General features: G+C 66.9%; 16 protein-coding genes and 1 pseudogene. 8 read left to right on the top strand and 9 right to left on the bottom strand.

Annotated elements, in window-relative coordinates:
* The first annotated feature begins 144 nt into the window (after positions 1–144).
* Together ahpC and ahpF are read left to right on the top strand one after the other, a co-directional pair.
* Positions 145–708: an alkyl hydroperoxide reductase subunit C gene (ahpC, locus tag ACFU5V_RS07160; protein ID WP_072944388.1), complete on the top strand. Its 564-nt coding sequence runs from the start codon at positions 145–147 to the stop codon at positions 706–708.
* 172 nt (positions 709–880) lie between these two features.
* Entirely contained in the window at positions 881–2,473 is a 1,593-nt protein-coding gene (gene ahpF, locus ACFU5V_RS07155) for an alkyl hydroperoxide reductase subunit F (protein WP_378697975.1), read from the top strand.
* Between the two features lie 176 nt (positions 2,474–2,649).
* Here the strand turns inward: ahpF and ACFU5V_RS07150 are convergent, their stop codons facing one another.
* On the bottom strand, positions 2,650–3,012 hold the full coding sequence (locus ACFU5V_RS07150; protein ID WP_378697973.1) for a hypothetical protein: 363 nt from the start codon (positions 3,010–3,012) through the stop codon (positions 2,650–2,652).
* The gene (locus ACFU5V_RS07145) at positions 3,009–3,485 is read right to left on the bottom strand and encodes a hypothetical protein (RefSeq protein ID WP_378697971.1); all 477 of its coding nucleotides are present in this window, start codon (positions 3,483–3,485) and stop codon (positions 3,009–3,011) included. Before ACFU5V_RS07145 ends, ACFU5V_RS07150 begins: the two co-directional genes overlap by 4 nt.
* A gap of 129 nt (positions 3,486–3,614) precedes the next feature.
* On the opposite strand from ACFU5V_RS07145, the gene ACFU5V_RS07140 reads away from it, so the two are divergent.
* Both ACFU5V_RS07140 and ACFU5V_RS07135 read left to right on the top strand, forming a co-directional pair.
* Positions 3,615–4,907: a CHAT domain-containing protein gene (locus ACFU5V_RS07140; RefSeq protein WP_378697969.1), complete on the top strand. Its 1,293-nt coding sequence runs from the start codon at positions 3,615–3,617 to the stop codon at positions 4,905–4,907.
* A gap of 101 nt (positions 4,908–5,008) precedes the next feature.
* Entirely contained in the window at positions 5,009–5,422 is a 414-nt protein-coding gene (locus ACFU5V_RS07135; RefSeq protein WP_378697967.1) for a VOC family protein, read from the top strand.
* Here the strand turns inward: ACFU5V_RS07135 and ACFU5V_RS07130 are convergent.
* Entirely contained in the window at positions 5,387–6,598 is a 1,212-nt protein-coding gene (locus tag ACFU5V_RS07130; protein WP_378697965.1) for an FAD-dependent monooxygenase, read from the bottom strand. The two genes, ACFU5V_RS07135 and ACFU5V_RS07130, sit on opposite strands and share 36 nt — an antisense overlap.
* Before the next feature lie 92 nt (positions 6,599–6,690).
* Between ACFU5V_RS07130 and ACFU5V_RS07125 the strand changes: the two genes are divergently transcribed.
* Complete coding sequence (locus tag ACFU5V_RS07125; RefSeq protein WP_378697962.1) at positions 6,691–7,407, top strand: TetR/AcrR family transcriptional regulator; 717 nt, start codon at positions 6,691–6,693, stop codon at positions 7,405–7,407.
* A gap of 16 nt (positions 7,408–7,423) precedes the next feature.
* On the opposite strand, the gene ACFU5V_RS07120 is transcribed toward ACFU5V_RS07125, so the two are convergent.
* The gene (locus ACFU5V_RS07120) at positions 7,424–7,696 is read right to left on the bottom strand and encodes a hypothetical protein (protein WP_378697960.1); all 273 of its coding nucleotides are present in this window, start codon (positions 7,694–7,696) and stop codon (positions 7,424–7,426) included.
* A gap of 273 nt (positions 7,697–7,969) precedes the next feature.
* Between ACFU5V_RS07120 and ACFU5V_RS07115 the strand changes: the two are divergent.
* Positions 7,970–8,065 (top strand): annotated as a pseudogene (locus ACFU5V_RS07115) (DUF4193 family protein); the annotation flags it as partial.
* A gap of 115 nt (positions 8,066–8,180) precedes the next feature.
* Here the strand turns inward: ACFU5V_RS07115 and ACFU5V_RS07110 are convergent.
* From ACFU5V_RS07110 to ACFU5V_RS07100, 3 genes are all read right to left on the bottom strand, one after another.
* Positions 8,181–8,492, bottom strand: coding sequence for a hypothetical protein (locus ACFU5V_RS07110; RefSeq protein ID WP_378697958.1), 312 nt, complete (start codon positions 8,490–8,492; stop codon positions 8,181–8,183).
* 222 nt (positions 8,493–8,714) lie between these two features.
* Positions 8,715–10,262: a sulfatase-like hydrolase/transferase gene (locus ACFU5V_RS07105; protein WP_378697956.1), complete on the bottom strand. Its 1,548-nt coding sequence runs from the start codon at positions 10,260–10,262 to the stop codon at positions 8,715–8,717.
* 524 nt (positions 10,263–10,786) lie between these two features.
* Positions 10,787–11,989, bottom strand: a complete 1,203-nt coding sequence (locus ACFU5V_RS07100) for an NAD(P)/FAD-dependent oxidoreductase (protein WP_378697953.1) — start codon at positions 11,987–11,989, stop codon at positions 10,787–10,789.
* A gap of 84 nt (positions 11,990–12,073) precedes the next feature.
* Between ACFU5V_RS07100 and ACFU5V_RS07095 the strand changes: the two genes are divergently transcribed.
* Both ACFU5V_RS07095 and ACFU5V_RS07090 read left to right on the top strand, forming a co-directional pair.
* Positions 12,074–12,712, top strand: a complete 639-nt coding sequence (locus ACFU5V_RS07095) for a TetR/AcrR family transcriptional regulator (RefSeq protein WP_378697951.1) — start codon at positions 12,074–12,076, stop codon at positions 12,710–12,712.
* Entirely contained in the window at positions 12,709–13,782 is a 1,074-nt protein-coding gene (locus ACFU5V_RS07090; RefSeq protein WP_378429923.1) for an LLM class flavin-dependent oxidoreductase, read from the top strand. The genes ACFU5V_RS07095 and ACFU5V_RS07090 overlap by 4 nt, the downstream gene beginning before the upstream one ends.
* A 1,096-nt stretch (positions 13,783–14,878) precedes the next feature.
* Here the strand turns inward: ACFU5V_RS07090 and ACFU5V_RS07085 are convergent.
* Positions 14,879–15,544, bottom strand: coding sequence for a ScbR family autoregulator-binding transcription factor (locus ACFU5V_RS07085; RefSeq protein WP_378429922.1), 666 nt, complete (start codon positions 15,542–15,544; stop codon positions 14,879–14,881).
* 674 nt (positions 15,545–16,218) lie between these two features.
* Complete coding sequence (locus tag ACFU5V_RS07080; RefSeq protein ID WP_378697948.1) at positions 16,219–16,434, bottom strand: hypothetical protein; 216 nt, start codon at positions 16,432–16,434, stop codon at positions 16,219–16,221.
* Between the last annotated feature and the right edge of the window lie 55 nt (positions 16,435–16,489).

Here is a 16,489-nt window from a genome sequence, read left to right as displayed (position 1 = left end):
CCGCGCTGACCTGCGAAGTGTCCGATTCGACCGCCATTGATAGCCCCATCCAATCTATGGAATAGGTCTCATAGATTGGACCTATTCCAATCTGCTGGATAGCCTCGTCGCTGTCGGCTTCCAGTCTTACGAATAGAGGTTCCAATGGCCCTGATCAACACGCAGATCAAGCCCTTCGCGGCGTCCGCTTTCAAGGACGGCGCGTTCATCACCGTCTCCGCGGACGACATCAAGGACAAGTGGGCTGTCTTCTACTTCTACCCGGCCGACTTCACCTTCGTCTGCCCGACCGAGCTCGGCGACCTCGCCGATCACCACGAGGAACTGCAGCGTCTCGGCGTCGAGGTCTTCTCGGTGTCCACCGACACCCACTTCACGCACAAGGCATGGCACGGATCGTCCGACACCATCGGCAAGATCAAGTACGCCATGATCGGTGACCCGACGCAGGAGATCAGCAAGAACTTCGAGGTTCTGCGTGAGAACGAGGGACTGGCCGATCGCGGCACCTTCCTCGTCGACCCCGACGGCGTCATCCAGTTCACCGAGGTCACCGCGGAAGGCATCGGCCGCAACGCCGCCGAGCTGGTCCGCAAGGTCAAGGCCGCTCAGTACGTCCGGTCGCACCCGGGCGAGGTCTGCCCCGCCAAGTGGGAAGAGGGCGAAGAGACCCTCGCTCCGTCGCTCGATCTCGTGGGCAAGATCTGACGTAGCCCAGTCGACCGTAGGCACGGGCTCAGAACTTCTGAGCCCGTGCGCGCGGTTCCCGGTGCTCCGCTCCCGTGAGGGGCAATCGGTGTCGCACCAACACTTTCCGGACCGCCCAGCTGGTTTCCGGTTTCCGATCCCTTTTCCTCCCCGATCGATGGAGTAGATCCGCATGCTCGAAGCCTCGCTCGCCGGCCAACTGAAGTCCCTGCTCGAACGGCTGACCCTGCCGATCGAGCTCATCTCCTCACTCGATGACGGTCCCAAGTCCACCGAACTCGCCGAACTGCTCACCGAGATCGCGGCGATGTCGGACAAGGTCACCTACGAACGCCGCGACGACGACGCACGACGCCCGTCCTTCGCCGTCCGCCGCAGTGGCACCGACACCGAGGTCCGCTTCGCCGGGATCCCGCTCGGCCACGAATTCACCTCGCTCGCACTCGCTTTGCTTCAGGTCGGCGGTTACCCGTCGAAGGAGTCCCCCGAACTGCTCGAGCAGGTCCGCAACCTCGACGGCGACTTCCACTTCGAGACGTACTTCTCGCTGTCCTGCCAGAACTGCCCCGACGTGGTGCAGGCCCTGAACCTGATGTCCGTGCTCAATCCGCGCATCAGCCACGTCGCGATCGACGGCGCCCTGTTCCAGGACGAGGTCGACGGCCGCCAGATCATGGCCGTGCCGACGGTCTTCGTCAACGGCGAACTCTTCGGCTCCGGCCGGATGAGCCTCGAGGAGATCATCGGCAAGCTCGACGTCGGTGCCGCCGACCGCGCCGCCACCGCGATCGCGCAGAAGGACCCGTTCGACGTGCTCGTCGTCGGTGGCGGCCCGTCCGGCGCCGCGGCCGCGGTGTACGCCGCGCGCAAGGGAATTCGCACCGGCATCGCCGCCGAGCGCTTCGGCGGTCAGGTGCTCGACACCATGGCGATCGAGAACTTCATCTCCGTCCCCTACACGGAGGGCCCCCAGTTCGGGTCCGCGCTCGAGAATCACGTCCGCCAGTACGGCGTCGACATCATGAACACCCAGAAGGCCGCGAAGCTCGTGCCCGCCGCCACCGAGAACGGTCTCGTCGAGATCGAACTGGAAAGCGGTGCTTCCCTTCTCGCGCGGACCGTGATCCTGTCGACGGGTGCGCGGTGGCGCTCGATGAACGTGCCCGGCGAGGACCAGTACCGGAACAAGGGCGTTACCTACTGCCCGCACTGCGACGGACCGCTGTTCAAGGGCAAGCGCGTCGCCGTGATCGGTGGCGGCAACTCCGGAGTGGAGGCCGCGATCGATCTCGCCGGACTCGTCGAGCACGTCACGCTCATCGAGTTCGACTCGGTGCTCCGCGCCGACGAGGTGCTGCAGCGCAAACTGCGCAGCCTCCCCAACGCGGACATCCTCCTGAGCACGCTCACGACGGAGGTCGTCGGGGACGGCAACAAGGTCACCGGTCTGGCGTACCAGGACCGCACGACCGATACCGCGCACACGCTCGACGTCGAGGGTGTCTTCGTCCAGATCGGTCTCCTGCCCAACACCGAGTGGCTGGCCGGCAGCGTCGAATTGTCCGATCGCGGCGAGATCGCGATCGACGACCGCGGCCAGACGTCGGTCCCCGGCGTGTTCGCAGCCGGCGACTGCACCACAGTGCCGTACAAGCAGATCGTCATCGCCGCCGGTGCCGGCGCCACGGCAGCGCTGAGCGCATTCGATCGGCTCATCCGAACGGGCGTGCCTGCCGAGGATTCCGCCGCCGCAACCGTCGGCTAGTTCGGTCGCCCCTGCGTCAGAGGCACTCACGAAGCACGACTCCGGTCCCCCAGACGCGACTTACCCACACCGTGCCGGGCACGGTGTGGGTAAGTCGCTTCGCGGGGAGTACTCGAGGCGCTGAAACCAGCCACAGCGCCGACCCGCAGCGGCCGCAGAATCACATGCGGTCGTGCTTACTCGGTTTCCTTCGGATGGCCGGGCTCGCATCGCTCGAGCAGGACCCGGCCGGCGACCTTGCCGCCCTTCGGAGCCGGGTCGAGAAAGAACCAGATACGCCCACCATTGGTCACTTTGTACTGGTAGCGGGCGTAGTTCCGCCCGTTGTGCGTGCCGTAGGCATAGTCACCTTTGAGCTGATACAGCCGCGGTGTCTCCACTGCAGGTTCACGGGTAAGGGTGTCCCACGCATCGACCGTCGCATTGCGAGCGGTCGCCAACAGATCCGTCCAGCCCTTCTCCGCGTCACGTGTAACGAACACCAGCTGCCACTCGGCACGTTTGATCGGACGAGGGACCGATCCGCCCTTCTTGCTCACGCGTCGCGGCCCGGCGCCGCGACCACCTCGGCGACGTCAAGATGCTCCAGATCGGAACCGTCCGCAGTCAGGCGCGGGTCGGCATACGCCTCCGCGGTGGCCCTCCACGCTTCGAGCAGAATCGCGAGCCGGTCGAAGCGGGCGACCGCGATGCAGGCCCGGGCCGTGTCCTGGAACTCCGCGATGAACTCCGCGTGCAACGACGCCGGCAGCAACCCGATCCACGGCAGTGCCACCGCGAGCCGGGTAGCGACACGATCGAGTGCCGCCTCGTCGAGAGAGGCGGCGAATAGCTGTCCCACGACGCCGAGAGTGCTCCATTCCGCGCGGCTCGCCGATTCCTGGGTCAGCCGCAGAGCCGGCGCGTTTCGACGTGTCAACACCACCTCACCGTTGTCCTCGAGGACGCCGAGCACATCCTTCGGTGACCTCAAGAAGTCGGAGAACGTGGTGGTAGCGGTCGACTTACCCATACACACCATTACATCAGAACTAGTTCAGATATTCCACGTCGAGGTTCAGGCGACCGGAAGTCGGAGGTTGCTCGGGGAGCCGAGCCATTTGCCGGTGAAGATGCCAGGCGGGTAGGGAATGCTGGGGCGGTGCCGACCCACCTGCCCCACCCGCCGACCTCGCCCGAGCAGCCCACCGCGATCGTGCGGATGGCCGACGCCGGCGACCTGTACACGTCGTGGCGGTGGACCCACGACTCCCACCCCGGCGGTGTCGGCGTCGCCCCCGCCGCGCAGGTGGACGAGGCCGTCGCCGCGCTGGCCCGGGCCCTGCCCGACCTCACGGACACGGAGGGGCTGCACCGTTCACTGACGACGGGCGCATTCTCCCGGTACGAGTCCGAACACGATCTGGCTCAACTTCTCTCGCGCACATTTCTCCCGTTCGGCCTCGCCCGGCAGTTGCACGAGCTGTTCACCCGCGGCGTGCGCCCCCATCTCCGGATCCAGCCGTCACCCCGGGTCGCGCAGGTGCCGTGGGAACTGATCGCCCCCGACGCCGGGCTGCGTCTCGTCGACATCGCGGACGTCAGCCTGCTGGCCCCGCTGAGCATCGTGCACTCACCCGGCCGCCCGGTCCGCACCTGGACGGACGGCCGCCGGCTTCCCGTCGTCGCGGTCCTCGACCCCCGGGTGCCGGGCTTCCGCGCCGATTCGGTTCTCGGTTCCGTCCTGGGGCGGATGGCCACGGACAGCCCGCTGACGCAGCGGGTCGCAACGTACGCCGGCGACGGCCGGTTGCTTCCCGCCGTGGACGGACCGCTGGACGTGTTCCGCCGCGAAGACGTCGACCGGGAGTGGCTCGGCGCGGCGTTGCGCGAGGGCGCAGGCCGGCTGGTGTACGTCGGGCACGTCACCGCGGCGGCACCCGAATCCGGTCAGAGCGAGCACGCCGAACTGCACCTCGCCTGCCCCGCCGACGCCGTCGGGTTCGCGGAGCCGACGCGCGCGCACCGGCCGTTGTCCGCGAAGGACCTCCTGCTGGGAACGCACACGCTCACCGACGAACCGATCCGCGGCGCCGACCTGTGGCCGATCCCGAGCCGGGTTGCGCTCATCGCCTGCGAGAGCGGCGGCGACCTGCGGTTCAGCGAGGCCCTCGGACTGGTTTCCGCGATGATCGCCGGTGGGGCGGAACTCGTCACCGCGAGCCGCTGGGCCCTTCCGACGGACCTCGCGTTCCAGCGCATCGCCGGCGCCGCACCGCACGCCCGCCCGCTGCAGGACGCCATCTGCTCGATCGACGCGGCGCACGAACTGCCCGACGCGGTCGGCGCGCTCTGCGCGTGGCAACGCGACCGGGTCGCCGCCTGGCGGGACGAACGGACGATCGAGCAGTCGCCGGTCCTGTGGGCGGCGTTCGCGACCGTCGCGGTGCACTGAAACATCGGCTGCGGAGCGGAGGTTTCCGTTCCCCACATCGTGTCGGTCGGTCGTTGTACCGTCGTTCCTGTCGGTTCCGGCACCTGGAAGGAGCATGCCCCATGACCTCTCGTCTCAACCCCTACATCAGCTTCGACGGCAACGCGCGGCAGGCAATGGAGTTCTACAAGGACGTCTTCGGTGGCACCCTGGCGGTGAGCACGTTCGGTGAGTTCGGCTCCCCGGACGCCGAGGGAGCCGACAAGATCATGCACGCCATGCTCGAATCCGACAACGGGTTCACGCTCATGGGCTCAGACACACCGCCCGGCATGGAACACAACCCGGGCACAAACATCGCGGTGAGCCTGAGCGGCGACGACGGTGACCTGCTCCGTGGGTACTGGGCCAAGCTCTCGGACGCCGGCTCCGTCTCGGTTCCCCTCGAAAAGCAGATGTGGGGAGACGAATTCGGCGCCTGTACCGACCAATTCGGCATCTCATGGATGGTCAACATTGCCGGGACGCCCAGCTGATCGCAGCGCCGGGTAGTCCTGCAGGTCGATGTCGGTGGCGAAGGAGTCGGTCAGCTTCATCATCAGGCCGAACAGGGCCTTGGACTTGAACGTCCAATTCCGCAGCCCGATGCGAGTCTGCGACTTCGGCGCGAGAAACGGTCCAGCGCCGGCCTTGCGGGCGACCTTCGCGTACCGGTGCATCTGCTCGTTGTAGCGCCCGAATGCCACGCGGTGGTCGCCACCCGCGGCGGCGAGTTCGCCTGCCAGCACATACGCACCGACGAGGGCGAGTCCGGTTCCGAAGCCGCCCAGCGTATTTCCGTACGCGGCATCGCCGAGTAGGGCGACGCGTCCGGCGGTGTAGGTATCGGTCTCGACCCTCGCGATCGAGTCGAGATAGAAGTCGGGCGCGTCGTCCAGGTGCGCGAGCAACCCGGGCACGCGCCAGCCTGCACCTGCGTACGCGGCGGCCAGCAGTCGCTTCTGCTCGGTGATGTCGCCGCGGTCGTAGTCGATCGGGTCGGAGGCGAAGACGAACAATTCGGGAGCCTTCGGTCCACCGACGACGGCCATCCTTCCCGGTTCGTTGTACATCCATCCCGTCGCACGGTCCCGGTCGGGCGACGCCGCAGTCACCGCGTCCGTGGTGCCGACGACGGCGTAGTAGTACCCGAGGAATCGGACGAAGTCCTGCTCCGGCCCGAACCGGTGTTTGCGCACGGCCGAATGGATGCCGTCCGCGCCGAACACCAGATCGAAGCGGCGTGCGGGCGACTTCTCGAACGTAACCTCGACACCGGACGCCGTGTCGGTGACCGCGGCGACGGAGTCACCGAACAGGTACTCGCACGAATCCGCGGTCCGCTCGTACAGGATCTCGGTCAGATCGCCCCGCAGGATCTCGACGTCGCCGCCGATGAATTCACCGGGCATGGTCGCCAGGTGCCTGTCGTGTTCGTCGACGATCCGGAGGTCGGTCTTTCCGGTCTGCCTGCGGCGCACCTCGTCGAGAATCCCCATCCTCTCCAGCACCCGCCGATGCACCTCGCCCTTGAAGTCGACGGCCTGGCCACCGAGCCGGACGGCCGGCGCCTTCTCGATGACGGTGACGGCGTATCCACTGCGAGCGAGCCAGAACGCCAGGGCGGGCCCGGCGATACTGGCACCCGAGATCAGGACGGTGTCGTTCGGCATGAGAGCCTCCGAGAATGAATTGCGTCTGACGGATACAATTCAGTGTATGGTAGACACAATTCCGGATCAAGAGTCGGCCGGAGGAGCGCACGATGGTCACCCAGCCCCGTACCGCCGAGCTGCTCTGGGGATCAGCGGACAGACCGAAGCGCGGTCCGAAGCCGGCGCTGAGCCTCGAGCAGATCGTCGCCACCGCCATCGCCATGGCCGACGCGGAGGGCCTCGCCACACTGTCGATGCAGCGCCTCGCGGAGGACCTCGGGTTCACCAAGATGTCGCTGTACCGCTACACCCCCGGGAAGGCCGAGCTGACCGCCCTCATGCTCGACGCGGCTCTCGGACCCGCACCCGACCTGTCCGAGATCGACGGCGGCTGGCGCGCAGCGCTCCACGAGTGGGCACTGCGCATGTGGGCGGGTCTGCGCCGGCATCCGTGGGTCGTCGACGTCGCCGTCGGCCCCCGCGTGATGGGCCCGAACGAACTGGGCTGGCTCGAAACCGGCCTCTCGGCGCTGAGCGGCACCGGGCTCACCGGCGGGGAACGACTGGATTCGGTCGTCCTGATCACCGGCCACGTCCGCAGCCTCGCTCAGCAGTCGACGGCCCCCGGCGCCGAAACCGGCACACCCGAGAAGGCCCTGAACGCGATCATGACGGGAATCCTCACCGACAACGCCGAACGTTACCCCGAGGCGGCGGCGGCCTTCGCCTCGGCCAGTTCGTCTTCCGGGCAGGACGACGCGCTCGAGTTCGGCCTGGCCCGGATCTTCGACGGCCTCGCCGCACTCGTCGCGGAGCGCGCCGAATAGCGGAGCCGCGGCCCGATCAGGCGGATCGAGGTTTGAGCAACACCGCGATTGTCACAGCCAGGACGCCGCCGCACAGAACTCCGGCAAGCGCTGTGGCCCAACGCTGCCCCATCGATGCATCCGTGGAAGTCAGCGCGCTCGCCAGCATCGTCGCCGCACCCGCCACCGACAGGGTGACATTCCAGCTCAGAAGGTGACTGGTTCCGGTGTGGACACGCAGAAGGGACGGGGGGATCAGCACGTGGGAGACAATGAGAAGCACAATGCCTGGGTAGAGCAGAGCGTTCATTGCTGTCCTATCACAGAGCGGTGGACGGAGAGGACGAGTTCATCCGCGGGACTTTGCATCGGCGCTGTTTCTGCACGCTGCGCTCAGCTTTCCACCGGTGCCCGGGTGCGGCGACAGTAGCCATTCACCAAGATCTCCCACCGGTTGAGCAACTATCGCCGATGCTTTCGCCGCCCGGCCCGCACGGGGGTGGGAACGGCGAAGGCCTTGGCATGGCGGATCCGAACACCCAGAGCATGAGGACGCAGCAGCCCTGCCCATCGACTGCTACTCCAGGCGAACGAATTCACCTGCACCAGTTGCATCCTCGTCCACCACCGCAGCCGCCTCGCCGACTCGGGGCAGCTGATCTGCCGGGACTGCAGCTGACCGACCACTCGGGCCCCGCCACTTACCCCGGGCACTTCGACGCGTCGATGCTTGCTGACAGCATCGGGTCCCCACCCCCCCACATCCCCGGGGGTCCGCGGGCGCGATGTGCCCGTTACTCTGCCCGGTGCCGACCTGGTGTCCGCGCGGCCGAATCCGGGTTCGAATTCGGGGCGGGGCGGGGGAAGCCCGGATCGATGGTCAGGTCTTCGGTGTCGACGAAGACCAGCCGCCCGTCGTCGAGCGCGACCGCCCACCGATGCACCGGCGCCCAGGCGTGCCCACCGCCGCCCGGGTCGGTCACCGCCGCGTAGTCCTCGACCACTTCACCGGTGAGGTCGGCCCCGGCACTTCTGCGGACCAGCACCCGGACACCGACCGTCAACGCTGGGCCATCGACCGGCCGGTTGCCGCTGTTTCGGGCCATGCTGATGCACCTCTTCGCTCGGCGGAACTCCCGAGATCGAGCATAAGCACCCCGGGTGAGCCTGTCCCGGCGCTCACGGTGCAACGCGCGAGAAACACCGTGTCGGAGTCCGTCGCGCAATCGAAGGAAGGGGGAAGCGGGGATCCTGTGGGCGGTGCATTGCGTCGGGAGGAGCCGGCACCAGCCGCCGTGGCCGCACCGATCCGGTGTTGGATCCGTCGATCACCCGCTCTGGTGATCGAGCCCGCTGTGTGGTTGCGGCAACTCCTCGTGCGACCGCACGAGGGTGGTCACGAACTGGGTGATGACGCCGAGCTGGAGGTGCTCCTCGGGTCGCATCTCGCCCGGCCGGGGCGGCACATACGGATCGGGTGTTCCCGGCTTGATCGGAGGCTCCACCGCGAGCGTCCCGAGGAACGCGCCCACCGCGGCAGCCATCGGGTGCAGGACCCAGCCGTGCGGGAAGTCGACCTCGTTCTCCTCTCGCGGATCCCATTCGAGGTTGTGGAGGTGCGGCATGTTGTACGGCGTCCAGGTGGACAGGAACTCGTCCTGTTGGAACAGGTGCGCCTTCCACTGCCGCCACTTCACGGCCTGCAGCCGGTTGCCCTGGATGCACAGGACGGTGTCCCGGCCGGACACCCCGGAGTCTCCGAGGAGGAACTCCCGCATGTCCATCCCGTCGATCTGGCGGTCGTCGGGGACCGCCGCGCCGGCCGCCAGCAGCAGAGTGGTGAACCAATCCACCTGATGGACCAGCTCGTTGCTGACCTTCCCGGCGGGGATCCTTCCCGGCCACCGGACGATGCACGGCGTTCGGTTGGAGCCTTCGAGCGAGGTGAAATACCCACCCCGCCACGGTCCGGAGCAGCCCTTCCATTGCCCACCCACCGGGTCGGGGTCGATCGCGGGCATCCGGTAGTTGGGATCGGCACCGTTGTCGGACGCCCACACCACGATCGTGTCTTCCATGAGCCCCAACTCGTCGAGCTTGTCCAGGATCATGCCGGTGAAGTCGTCCATCTGCGTGAGCAGGTCGGCCCAATTTCCGTGTTTGCTCGTCCCGGCGTACTCGGGATCGGGAATCGTCGGGATGTGGACCTGCGTATACGGCAGGTACAGGTAGAACGGCTTGCCTTCATTCTTGGATCTGCTCATGAAATCGATCGCCCACTCGGTGATCTTGCGGTCGAACCGGGCACGGAAGCCGGCGTCGTAGATGGCGATCGCCTCGGGCTGCTCGCCCTTCTTCCGGGAGTAGATCAGCTCGGGCTCGAGGCGGATCGGCGTGTCGCCGGCGTACGGGGTGGCGGTCACCGGTCCATCGGGGAAGTACGACTGCATCGTCCACAGAACCTCGTCGGCGGTGCGCGGGCTCCACACGGCCTCGTCGAACCCGAAGTTGATCGGGCCACGCGATTCGGGATCGCTGCCCAGGTGCCACTTACCCCACATGCCGGTTGCATACCCGACATCGGAGAGCGCCTGCGCGATCGTCGTCTCCCATTGAGTCAATCCATCCGGGCCGCCGGTGATGGGTACCGTCTGCGTGCCCGAGCGCAGCGGGTGACGGCCGGTCAGCAGCGCCGAACGGCTCGGCGTGCACTGCGCCTCGACGTTGAAGTTGAGCAGGCGCTGACCTTCGGCCGCGAGTTGGTCGATCCGCGGTGTCGGCGCACCGCGGAGAATCCCGCCCCCGTAGCAGCCGAGCTCACCCCACCCGAAGTTGTCCCAGAAGAAGAACACGATGTTCGGCTTCGTGTCGCTCATGTTTTCCACGCTCCTTTTGCCCTCGGCTCCGGCCGGATCCCGACGACCCCGGGTGGCTCAGAGATGGTGAGGGCGTCTGGTCGTATCACAGGCATCCAGCAGCATGCTGTGCGGAGCATCTCCTAAGCCCTGAAGATGTGCCATGCGATCCATTCAAGCGGGACGACAACCGACAACGAGACACAATCGCGCAACACGAACCATCCCAAAAACGAACCACTCACCGGGACGAGATCGACACCCGGCGCAATAGGACGGCAGCGGTCGGCACCGTCCGGAAGCCGATGGCTCACTGCGACTGGACGACATGGCCGCCGCTGTGTCCCGCGGTGAGCCGGCCGTCACGAGCGCACGTTGCACCGAGAGGAAGGCGACCACCGTTATCTGGACCAACCCGGTCAGGTTTGCCAGTCCAACGTGTTATCGCGGGTATCGACCTCGGCGGCTCCGTGTGCCTTGCTTTCCGTGTCGCCATCTCGTCCGTCGGCGCTGGGCCGTCGACGACGCGAGAAATAGATGGGCGTCTACGCGTCAGCGTGTGCGAGTACCGACGCGATGCGCGGCGCAGAGTAGACGTCTCGGATGGGCACCGATCCGCCGAGGACACCGAAGATCCGCTCGACTACCTCTGGTCGGGACGCGGCTGCTCGGTAGAACGCCTGCAGTCCGTTCGAGAGCGGGGCGAGGCGGGCCGTGCTGAGGGCTAGTTCGAAGCCGTTGGCGGTGAGCTGGTCGCGCTGACGTTGGTAGTCGCCGAGTGCGTCGTCGACGCGACGGCCGGCGCGCGCGCTGTCGATGGCCTGAGCGAGCAGCTCGGCGCTGAGAAATGCATCGGAGATGCCCATCCCCGTGGACGGGTCCTTGTGGTGGCCGGCATCGCCGAGCAGCGCCCAGCCCGGTCCGGCCGATGTTCGGTACTGGTTGGGTAGGTCGGCGGTGCCGACGAAACGGTGTTCGCGATGGCCGGAGGCGACCGCGTCACGCAGTCCCGGCACCAGATCGAGAGCGGTGTGAAAGCTGCGGTCGAGGTCTGTGCGGACGCGCGCAAATTCCCGGCGGGGCCACCCGACGTAGATGCAGGTCAGTCCGTCGTTGGTGGGCCAGACCAGGATCAGCTGGCCGGTGCGGGCGTGGAACGACGCGCGCAGATCGCCGAGGCCACTCCAATAGGAGTAGTACACGCACGTCAGCGGCGGATGGTGGTTGTAGACACGAGCAGCGACTCGCCGCGCGACGGTCGAGTGCAGACCGTCGGCCCCGACGACCAGAGGTGCCCGCAACGACACCGAGCCGCCGCCACCCCTGCGACGGCCGCGCACCCCCGATACCCGACCCTCCGTCCACACCACGTCGTCGACGACGACGCCGTCGATCAGTTCGGCGCCCGCCTCGACGGCCGACTCGACCAGCACCGTGTCGAGAACGGTCCGCCGCGGGCAGTACACGGCGGTCTGTCCTTCGACGCCCGGCCCGATACCCGACATCTGGACCGGGCCGACGTCGAAGGTGATCTGCTCGATCGGCGCGCAGCCGCGGGCGTGCAACCGGTCGAGCAACCCCCACTCCCGCAGTCGGGACGCGCCGCGTTGCCACAGGAAATGGGTGGACATGGTGTCGCTGGGAAACGACGCTCGATCGAGGACCGCGACACGGTGCCCGCCGCGTGCCAGAAGCATCGCCAACGACGCGCCCGCGCACCGGGCGCCCACCACGATCACGTCGAACATCGGGCCTTCTCCTTCGGGCCGGTTTCGAATGCCGAACCCAAATCAAAGATAGCACGATCGTTCGTGCTGTACTAGGGTGAGTGCGTGGCACAGAAACGGAACACGACCCCAGGGGCCAAGACGCGAGAGACCGTGCTGGACGCGGCCGCCGACGTCGCATCGATCAACGGTCTGGACGGACTCACCATCGGGCACCTCGCGAGCCTGACCGGGATGAGCAAGAGTGGGCTGTTCGCCCACTTCGGGTCCAAGCAAGACCTCCAGTTGGCCACCATCGAGGTCGCGCGGCAGCGGTACGTGCGTGAGGTCATCACGCCGGCGCTCGGGTCCGGTCCGGGCATGCACCGCCTCACCGCCCTCTGTGAGTCGTTCCTGTCGTATGTCGAACGGGGCGTCTTTCCGGGCGGATGCTTCTTCGCCGCCGCGATGGCCGAGTTCGACGGCAAGACGCCCGGCCCGGTCCGTGACGCCGTCATCGAGTGCCAGCGCCAGTGGATGGGAACCCTCGTGCAGGCGGCACGCGAGGCGCAGCAATCCGGCGAGTTGGGCACCGACACCGATCCGGAACAGCTCGCGTTCGAGCTGGAAGGCGCACTGCTGGCAGCCAACTCATATTTCCACCTCTTCGCCGACACACGCTGTCTCGACCGCGCCCGCCTCGCGGTGCGCACGCGCCTGTCCAGGCGAGAACCGACACCAGAACGGACGGCAACCCGCCCATGAGTACCCACACCACCGACACCGTCGCCTCCGGCGTCAGCGCTACCCGGCGCGGCCTCGGCATCTGCCTGACGCCACTCGAAACGCGCCGTGAGGTGATACTGCACGTCGCTCGCCGCACCGAAGATCTCGGCTATGACGGGTTCTTCCTCGCGGAAGGGTGGAGCCAGGATGCCGCCGTCCTGCTCACCGAAATCGCCACCAAGACCGAACGAATCACCATCGGTACCGGTGTGCTCAGCGTCTGGGGCCGCACCGCCGGCACCCTCGCGATGCTCGCCGCCAGCCTCGATGAGGTCTCACACGGCCGTTTCGTCCTCGGCTTGGGTGCAAGCAGTCCACAGCTCGTCGAAGGCCTGCACGACCAATCGTTCACCGCGCCGGTGGCCAAGCTGCGCGCGGTCACCGCACAGGTTCGTCGACTGCTCGACGGCGAGCGGGTCCGCCCGACGGCAACCCACGACCACCGGCCCCTACGGCTGGGTGTCGCCGCGCGCACCGGCCTGCCGATCCACCTCGCCGGACTCGGCGACAAATCCATCCAACTCGCCGGCGAACTGGCGGACGGCTGGACGCCCTTCCTGGTGCCGCGGTCGTGGCTGCCCTGCGGAATCGACGTGCTCGAGAAGGCGGGCGCCCGATCCGGCCGCACCACACGCCCCGTGGTGGGTCCGGCCGTCCCCACCGCCGTCGCGGCCGATCAGGCAACGGCCCGCGAGATCGCGTCCTGGTGGATCACCTTCTACATCACCAGCATGGGCTCGCTCTACCGCCGCTCGCTGAGCGAACGGGGGTACCACCACCAGGTCGAGGCCGTGCTCGCCGCCAACCCGACCCACGACACCACCGACGTGCCGGCCGCAGCCCATGTTCTGCTCGACGAGCTCACCGTCTGGGGGACACCCGACACCGCCCACGACCACCTCCAGCACTGGTACACCGCAGGCGCCGAGATGCCGATCCTCACCCTCCCACCCCACCGCACCATCGCCGAACTCGACTACATGCTCGAAACCATGCGCCCACACCCTCCACATCCCTCGGGCGCGGCCGGAGCGGCTGCGTCGTCATAACCCGCCATTCGACGTCCGTCGACCCCACCGCAGTCGATCACCGACCGATGTTGTGCGCCAACCCAGTTCGCAAAGCCGACGCGACAAGGTAACAGTTCGTGATGACACCGCTGACGAACCGCCGGGTTGCCTGTGTGCCCGGCGACGCGGAACGCGGGGGTGGTCCGGTCACAGCAGATCCACGCACACCCCCAGCGAAATCCGTCAACCCCTCACCGACCCCGCTGATGTCACCTCGTTCACATCGTCCCGGGACGTGTCTGCTCCCCCGGTCCGAGCCCGAATACACCGATTCGCTGACCAGTCGGGGTGAGTTTCGGTGTGCAGCAACGGTCGGCATGTGGGCATGGTTGAGCATCCGAACGCTCGTGTCGGGCTGTTCCACTTGCTCTTTCGCATCGAGGGCGGGCAGGTGCCGCGTCAACCGCCGGGCCGAAGACGCGAGTGGGCCTTCTTCTGCGTTCCGGATCGGTGCATCCAGGCTCAGGGCAGCCCCGTGTTCCCCCAACTCGGCGACACACACAATTCGGATCGCGAGTTTCGAGTTACCGAATCGAGATAGGTCAGCGTCCAGATCAGAAAATGATCTTGAACGGTTGGACCACCCGCGCGGAAAATGACATTCACCGGACTTCCAGCGAGGACCGACGCGGCGGAGACACGAGGGAAGATCCAGTACAGCGAAGGGGGCACGCAGGCGAAGTGCGAGCCCCCTTCTACCGCCACAGTGCCAGTTCAGTTACTGACCAGCGCTACTAGCCGCTGAGTGACCCAGCAGAACCCGAGAAGAAGTCGAGGACGCCGAGAAGGGTGGAGACGTTCGAGAAAAAGTCGGCCAAGAAAGCGAGGTCCATCTTTGTAACTCCAGTTCGATTGTTCAGAGAATCGTGATACACAGCACACGATGCGTGTATTTATACCGGTCAGATAACAATTCCGCAACGGGAAGTTTGCGGTCAACCCACAACGAGTGAATCCGGACCACACCGAGACGACGCCACATCGCGGTCCGGTCCGCGGTGGGGTGGTGCAAACTCGGATCTCCCGATGAGATCGGCAGCGGCGCTCCTGCGGAGCACCCGGCACGCCGAGCGCACTAACTCTCACGGTCGGGCGGCCCGGTGACGGGAACGTCGGCGCGGGCCGCCCGGATCCGCATCATCCCGCATTGCCGGGTGGTCGGCATGATCCCCGGCAACAGGAACCCCCACATCTCGTCGACCCGCTGCTCGAGATCTACGCGGCAGGTCAGGACCTGGGACACGGTCTGGACTCCGGTGAACGCGCCGATGACGAACCGCGCGAACGCCGGCGGATCGATGATGTGCACGAGATCGCCCTCGGCGACCGCACGAGCCGCCAACCCTTGGCAGGCGCTGATCCAATCCAGATAGGGGCCCGCGGGGCCACGGTCGTCGGCACTGAGCTCGAGGGTGATGCGGATCCCCGCCCGCACGATCGGATCGTGCACGATCTGCCTGGCCATCTCGTGGCACAGCATCACGATCTGCTCGATCGCCGACGCCTCCTGTGCGGCGATCGCCTGCACCGCGGAGATGGAGATCCGGTGCTGCTCGGCGATGATGTGCCGGGCCAAATCTTCCTTGGACCGGAAGTGAAAGTACAACGCCCCCTTCGTCATGCCCGCCGCCTCGAGTATCTCGACGAGACTGGCGCCCTCGAACCCGGATTTGTCGAACATTTCGGCTGCTCCGCGGACGATCTGTGCCCGGGTCACCGCCGCCCGTTGCTGTTGAACCATGTGTCGCACCTTCCGTGCCGTTCGCGGCTGCAGCGCGGTATCTTTCGATCGCACCGACGCAGCCTGCGCGACGCTACCACCGACACCGGTGCGCCTCGCCCCCGGAAAGGACCGGCACCCACTTGTGCGGGCATCGACACCGGCTCACACGAAAACAGACCACCGGGGCGCTTTTTCGGTGAGACCGCCGGGCGTCGCGCCCCCACCTGCCGCTATCGGTGGTCGCGGCCGTACTGCCAGGTCGGCTCCCCCACCGATCCCCAGGCGAAAGCAGACTCGCCAATCGGCAATCCAGCCCACGGGCCCACACCAAGATCGTTGTCAATCAAGTTGATCGGTCAGGCGCCGAGCCCGCCCCCGGCAGAATCAAGGCCCGCACTCGAATGCGGGTCGCGTGAATCGGCGAGCACGGACCGACGGCCGTGAGCCGCAGGTACGGCCAACCCAGAAAGGTATGTGGCGTGGGTCACATACGGGCGATCGGGGTGGGCAGCGGATCTACTATTTCCTCGCATCGCCGAATCCGCCGATTCGGTCGAAAATTACACATACGACATACGCCCGAGGAGCCATCAGCGACGCCAATCACCCAGTACACCAACGCGGAACCGCACCGCCCGACCGGAGTACACGTCCTTCCGGGACGCGCACTGCGTGGCGAGCGCGGTCGAGGCTCACGCAGCGGGTACCTGTTGCATGTCCCGGCGAGGTCCGGCCGGAGCCGACAACGCTCCGACCGGGCCGCTTCGCTGCGCCGCACCGGGCGGGCCCTCGACGAGTTCGACCAGCGCAAGGGGATTGAGGGGCTCGACCGAATCTGCGTGCCGCAGAAGGAACCCCGTGGAGATCAACAGCTCGTCGGGCTTCACCCACCGCAGGATGTCCAGCACCTCGATTTCATCCGCGGGACTTTGCCTCGGCGCTGTTTCTGCACGCTGCGCTCAG

It is taken from the genome of Rhodococcus sp. NPDC057529, assembly GCF_042802055.1.
Classification (GTDB): Bacteria; Actinomycetota; Actinomycetes; order Mycobacteriales; family Mycobacteriaceae; genus Rhodococcus_F.
Note: the sequence above shows the minus strand (reverse complement) of the source record. Positions and strands in the feature narration are given on the sequence as shown.

Coding starts and splice junctions, on each gene's coding strand:
- ahpC (WP_072944388.1), top strand. CDS start 145: ATGGCCCTGATCAACACGCAGATCAAGCCCTTCGCGGCGTCCGCTTTC.
- ahpF (WP_378697975.1), top strand. CDS start 881: ATGCTCGAAGCCTCGCTCGCCGGCCAACTGAAGTCCCTGCTCGAACGG.
- ACFU5V_RS07145 (WP_378697971.1), bottom strand. CDS start 3,485: ATGGGTAAGTCGACCGCTACCACCACGTTCTCCGACTTCTTGAGGTCA.
- ACFU5V_RS07135 (WP_378697967.1), top strand. CDS start 5,009: ATGACCTCTCGTCTCAACCCCTACATCAGCTTCGACGGCAACGCGCGG.
- ACFU5V_RS07130 (WP_378697965.1), bottom strand. CDS start 6,598: ATGCCGAACGACACCGTCCTGATCTCGGGTGCCAGTATCGCCGGGCCC.
- ACFU5V_RS07125 (WP_378697962.1), top strand. CDS start 6,691: ATGGTCACCCAGCCCCGTACCGCCGAGCTGCTCTGGGGATCAGCGGAC.
- ACFU5V_RS07120 (WP_378697960.1), bottom strand. CDS start 7,696: ATGAACGCTCTGCTCTACCCAGGCATTGTGCTTCTCATTGTCTCCCAC.
- ACFU5V_RS07110 (WP_378697958.1), bottom strand. CDS start 8,492: ATGGCCCGAAACAGCGGCAACCGGCCGGTCGATGGCCCAGCGTTGACG.
- ACFU5V_RS07105 (WP_378697956.1), bottom strand. CDS start 10,262: ATGAGCGACACGAAGCCGAACATCGTGTTCTTCTTCTGGGACAACTTC.
- ACFU5V_RS07100 (WP_378697953.1), bottom strand. CDS start 11,989: ATGTTCGACGTGATCGTGGTGGGCGCCCGGTGCGCGGGCGCGTCGTTG.
- ACFU5V_RS07090 (WP_378429923.1), top strand. CDS start 12,709: ATGAGTACCCACACCACCGACACCGTCGCCTCCGGCGTCAGCGCTACC.
- ACFU5V_RS07085 (WP_378429922.1), bottom strand. CDS start 15,544: ATGGTTCAACAGCAACGGGCGGCGGTGACCCGGGCACAGATCGTCCGC.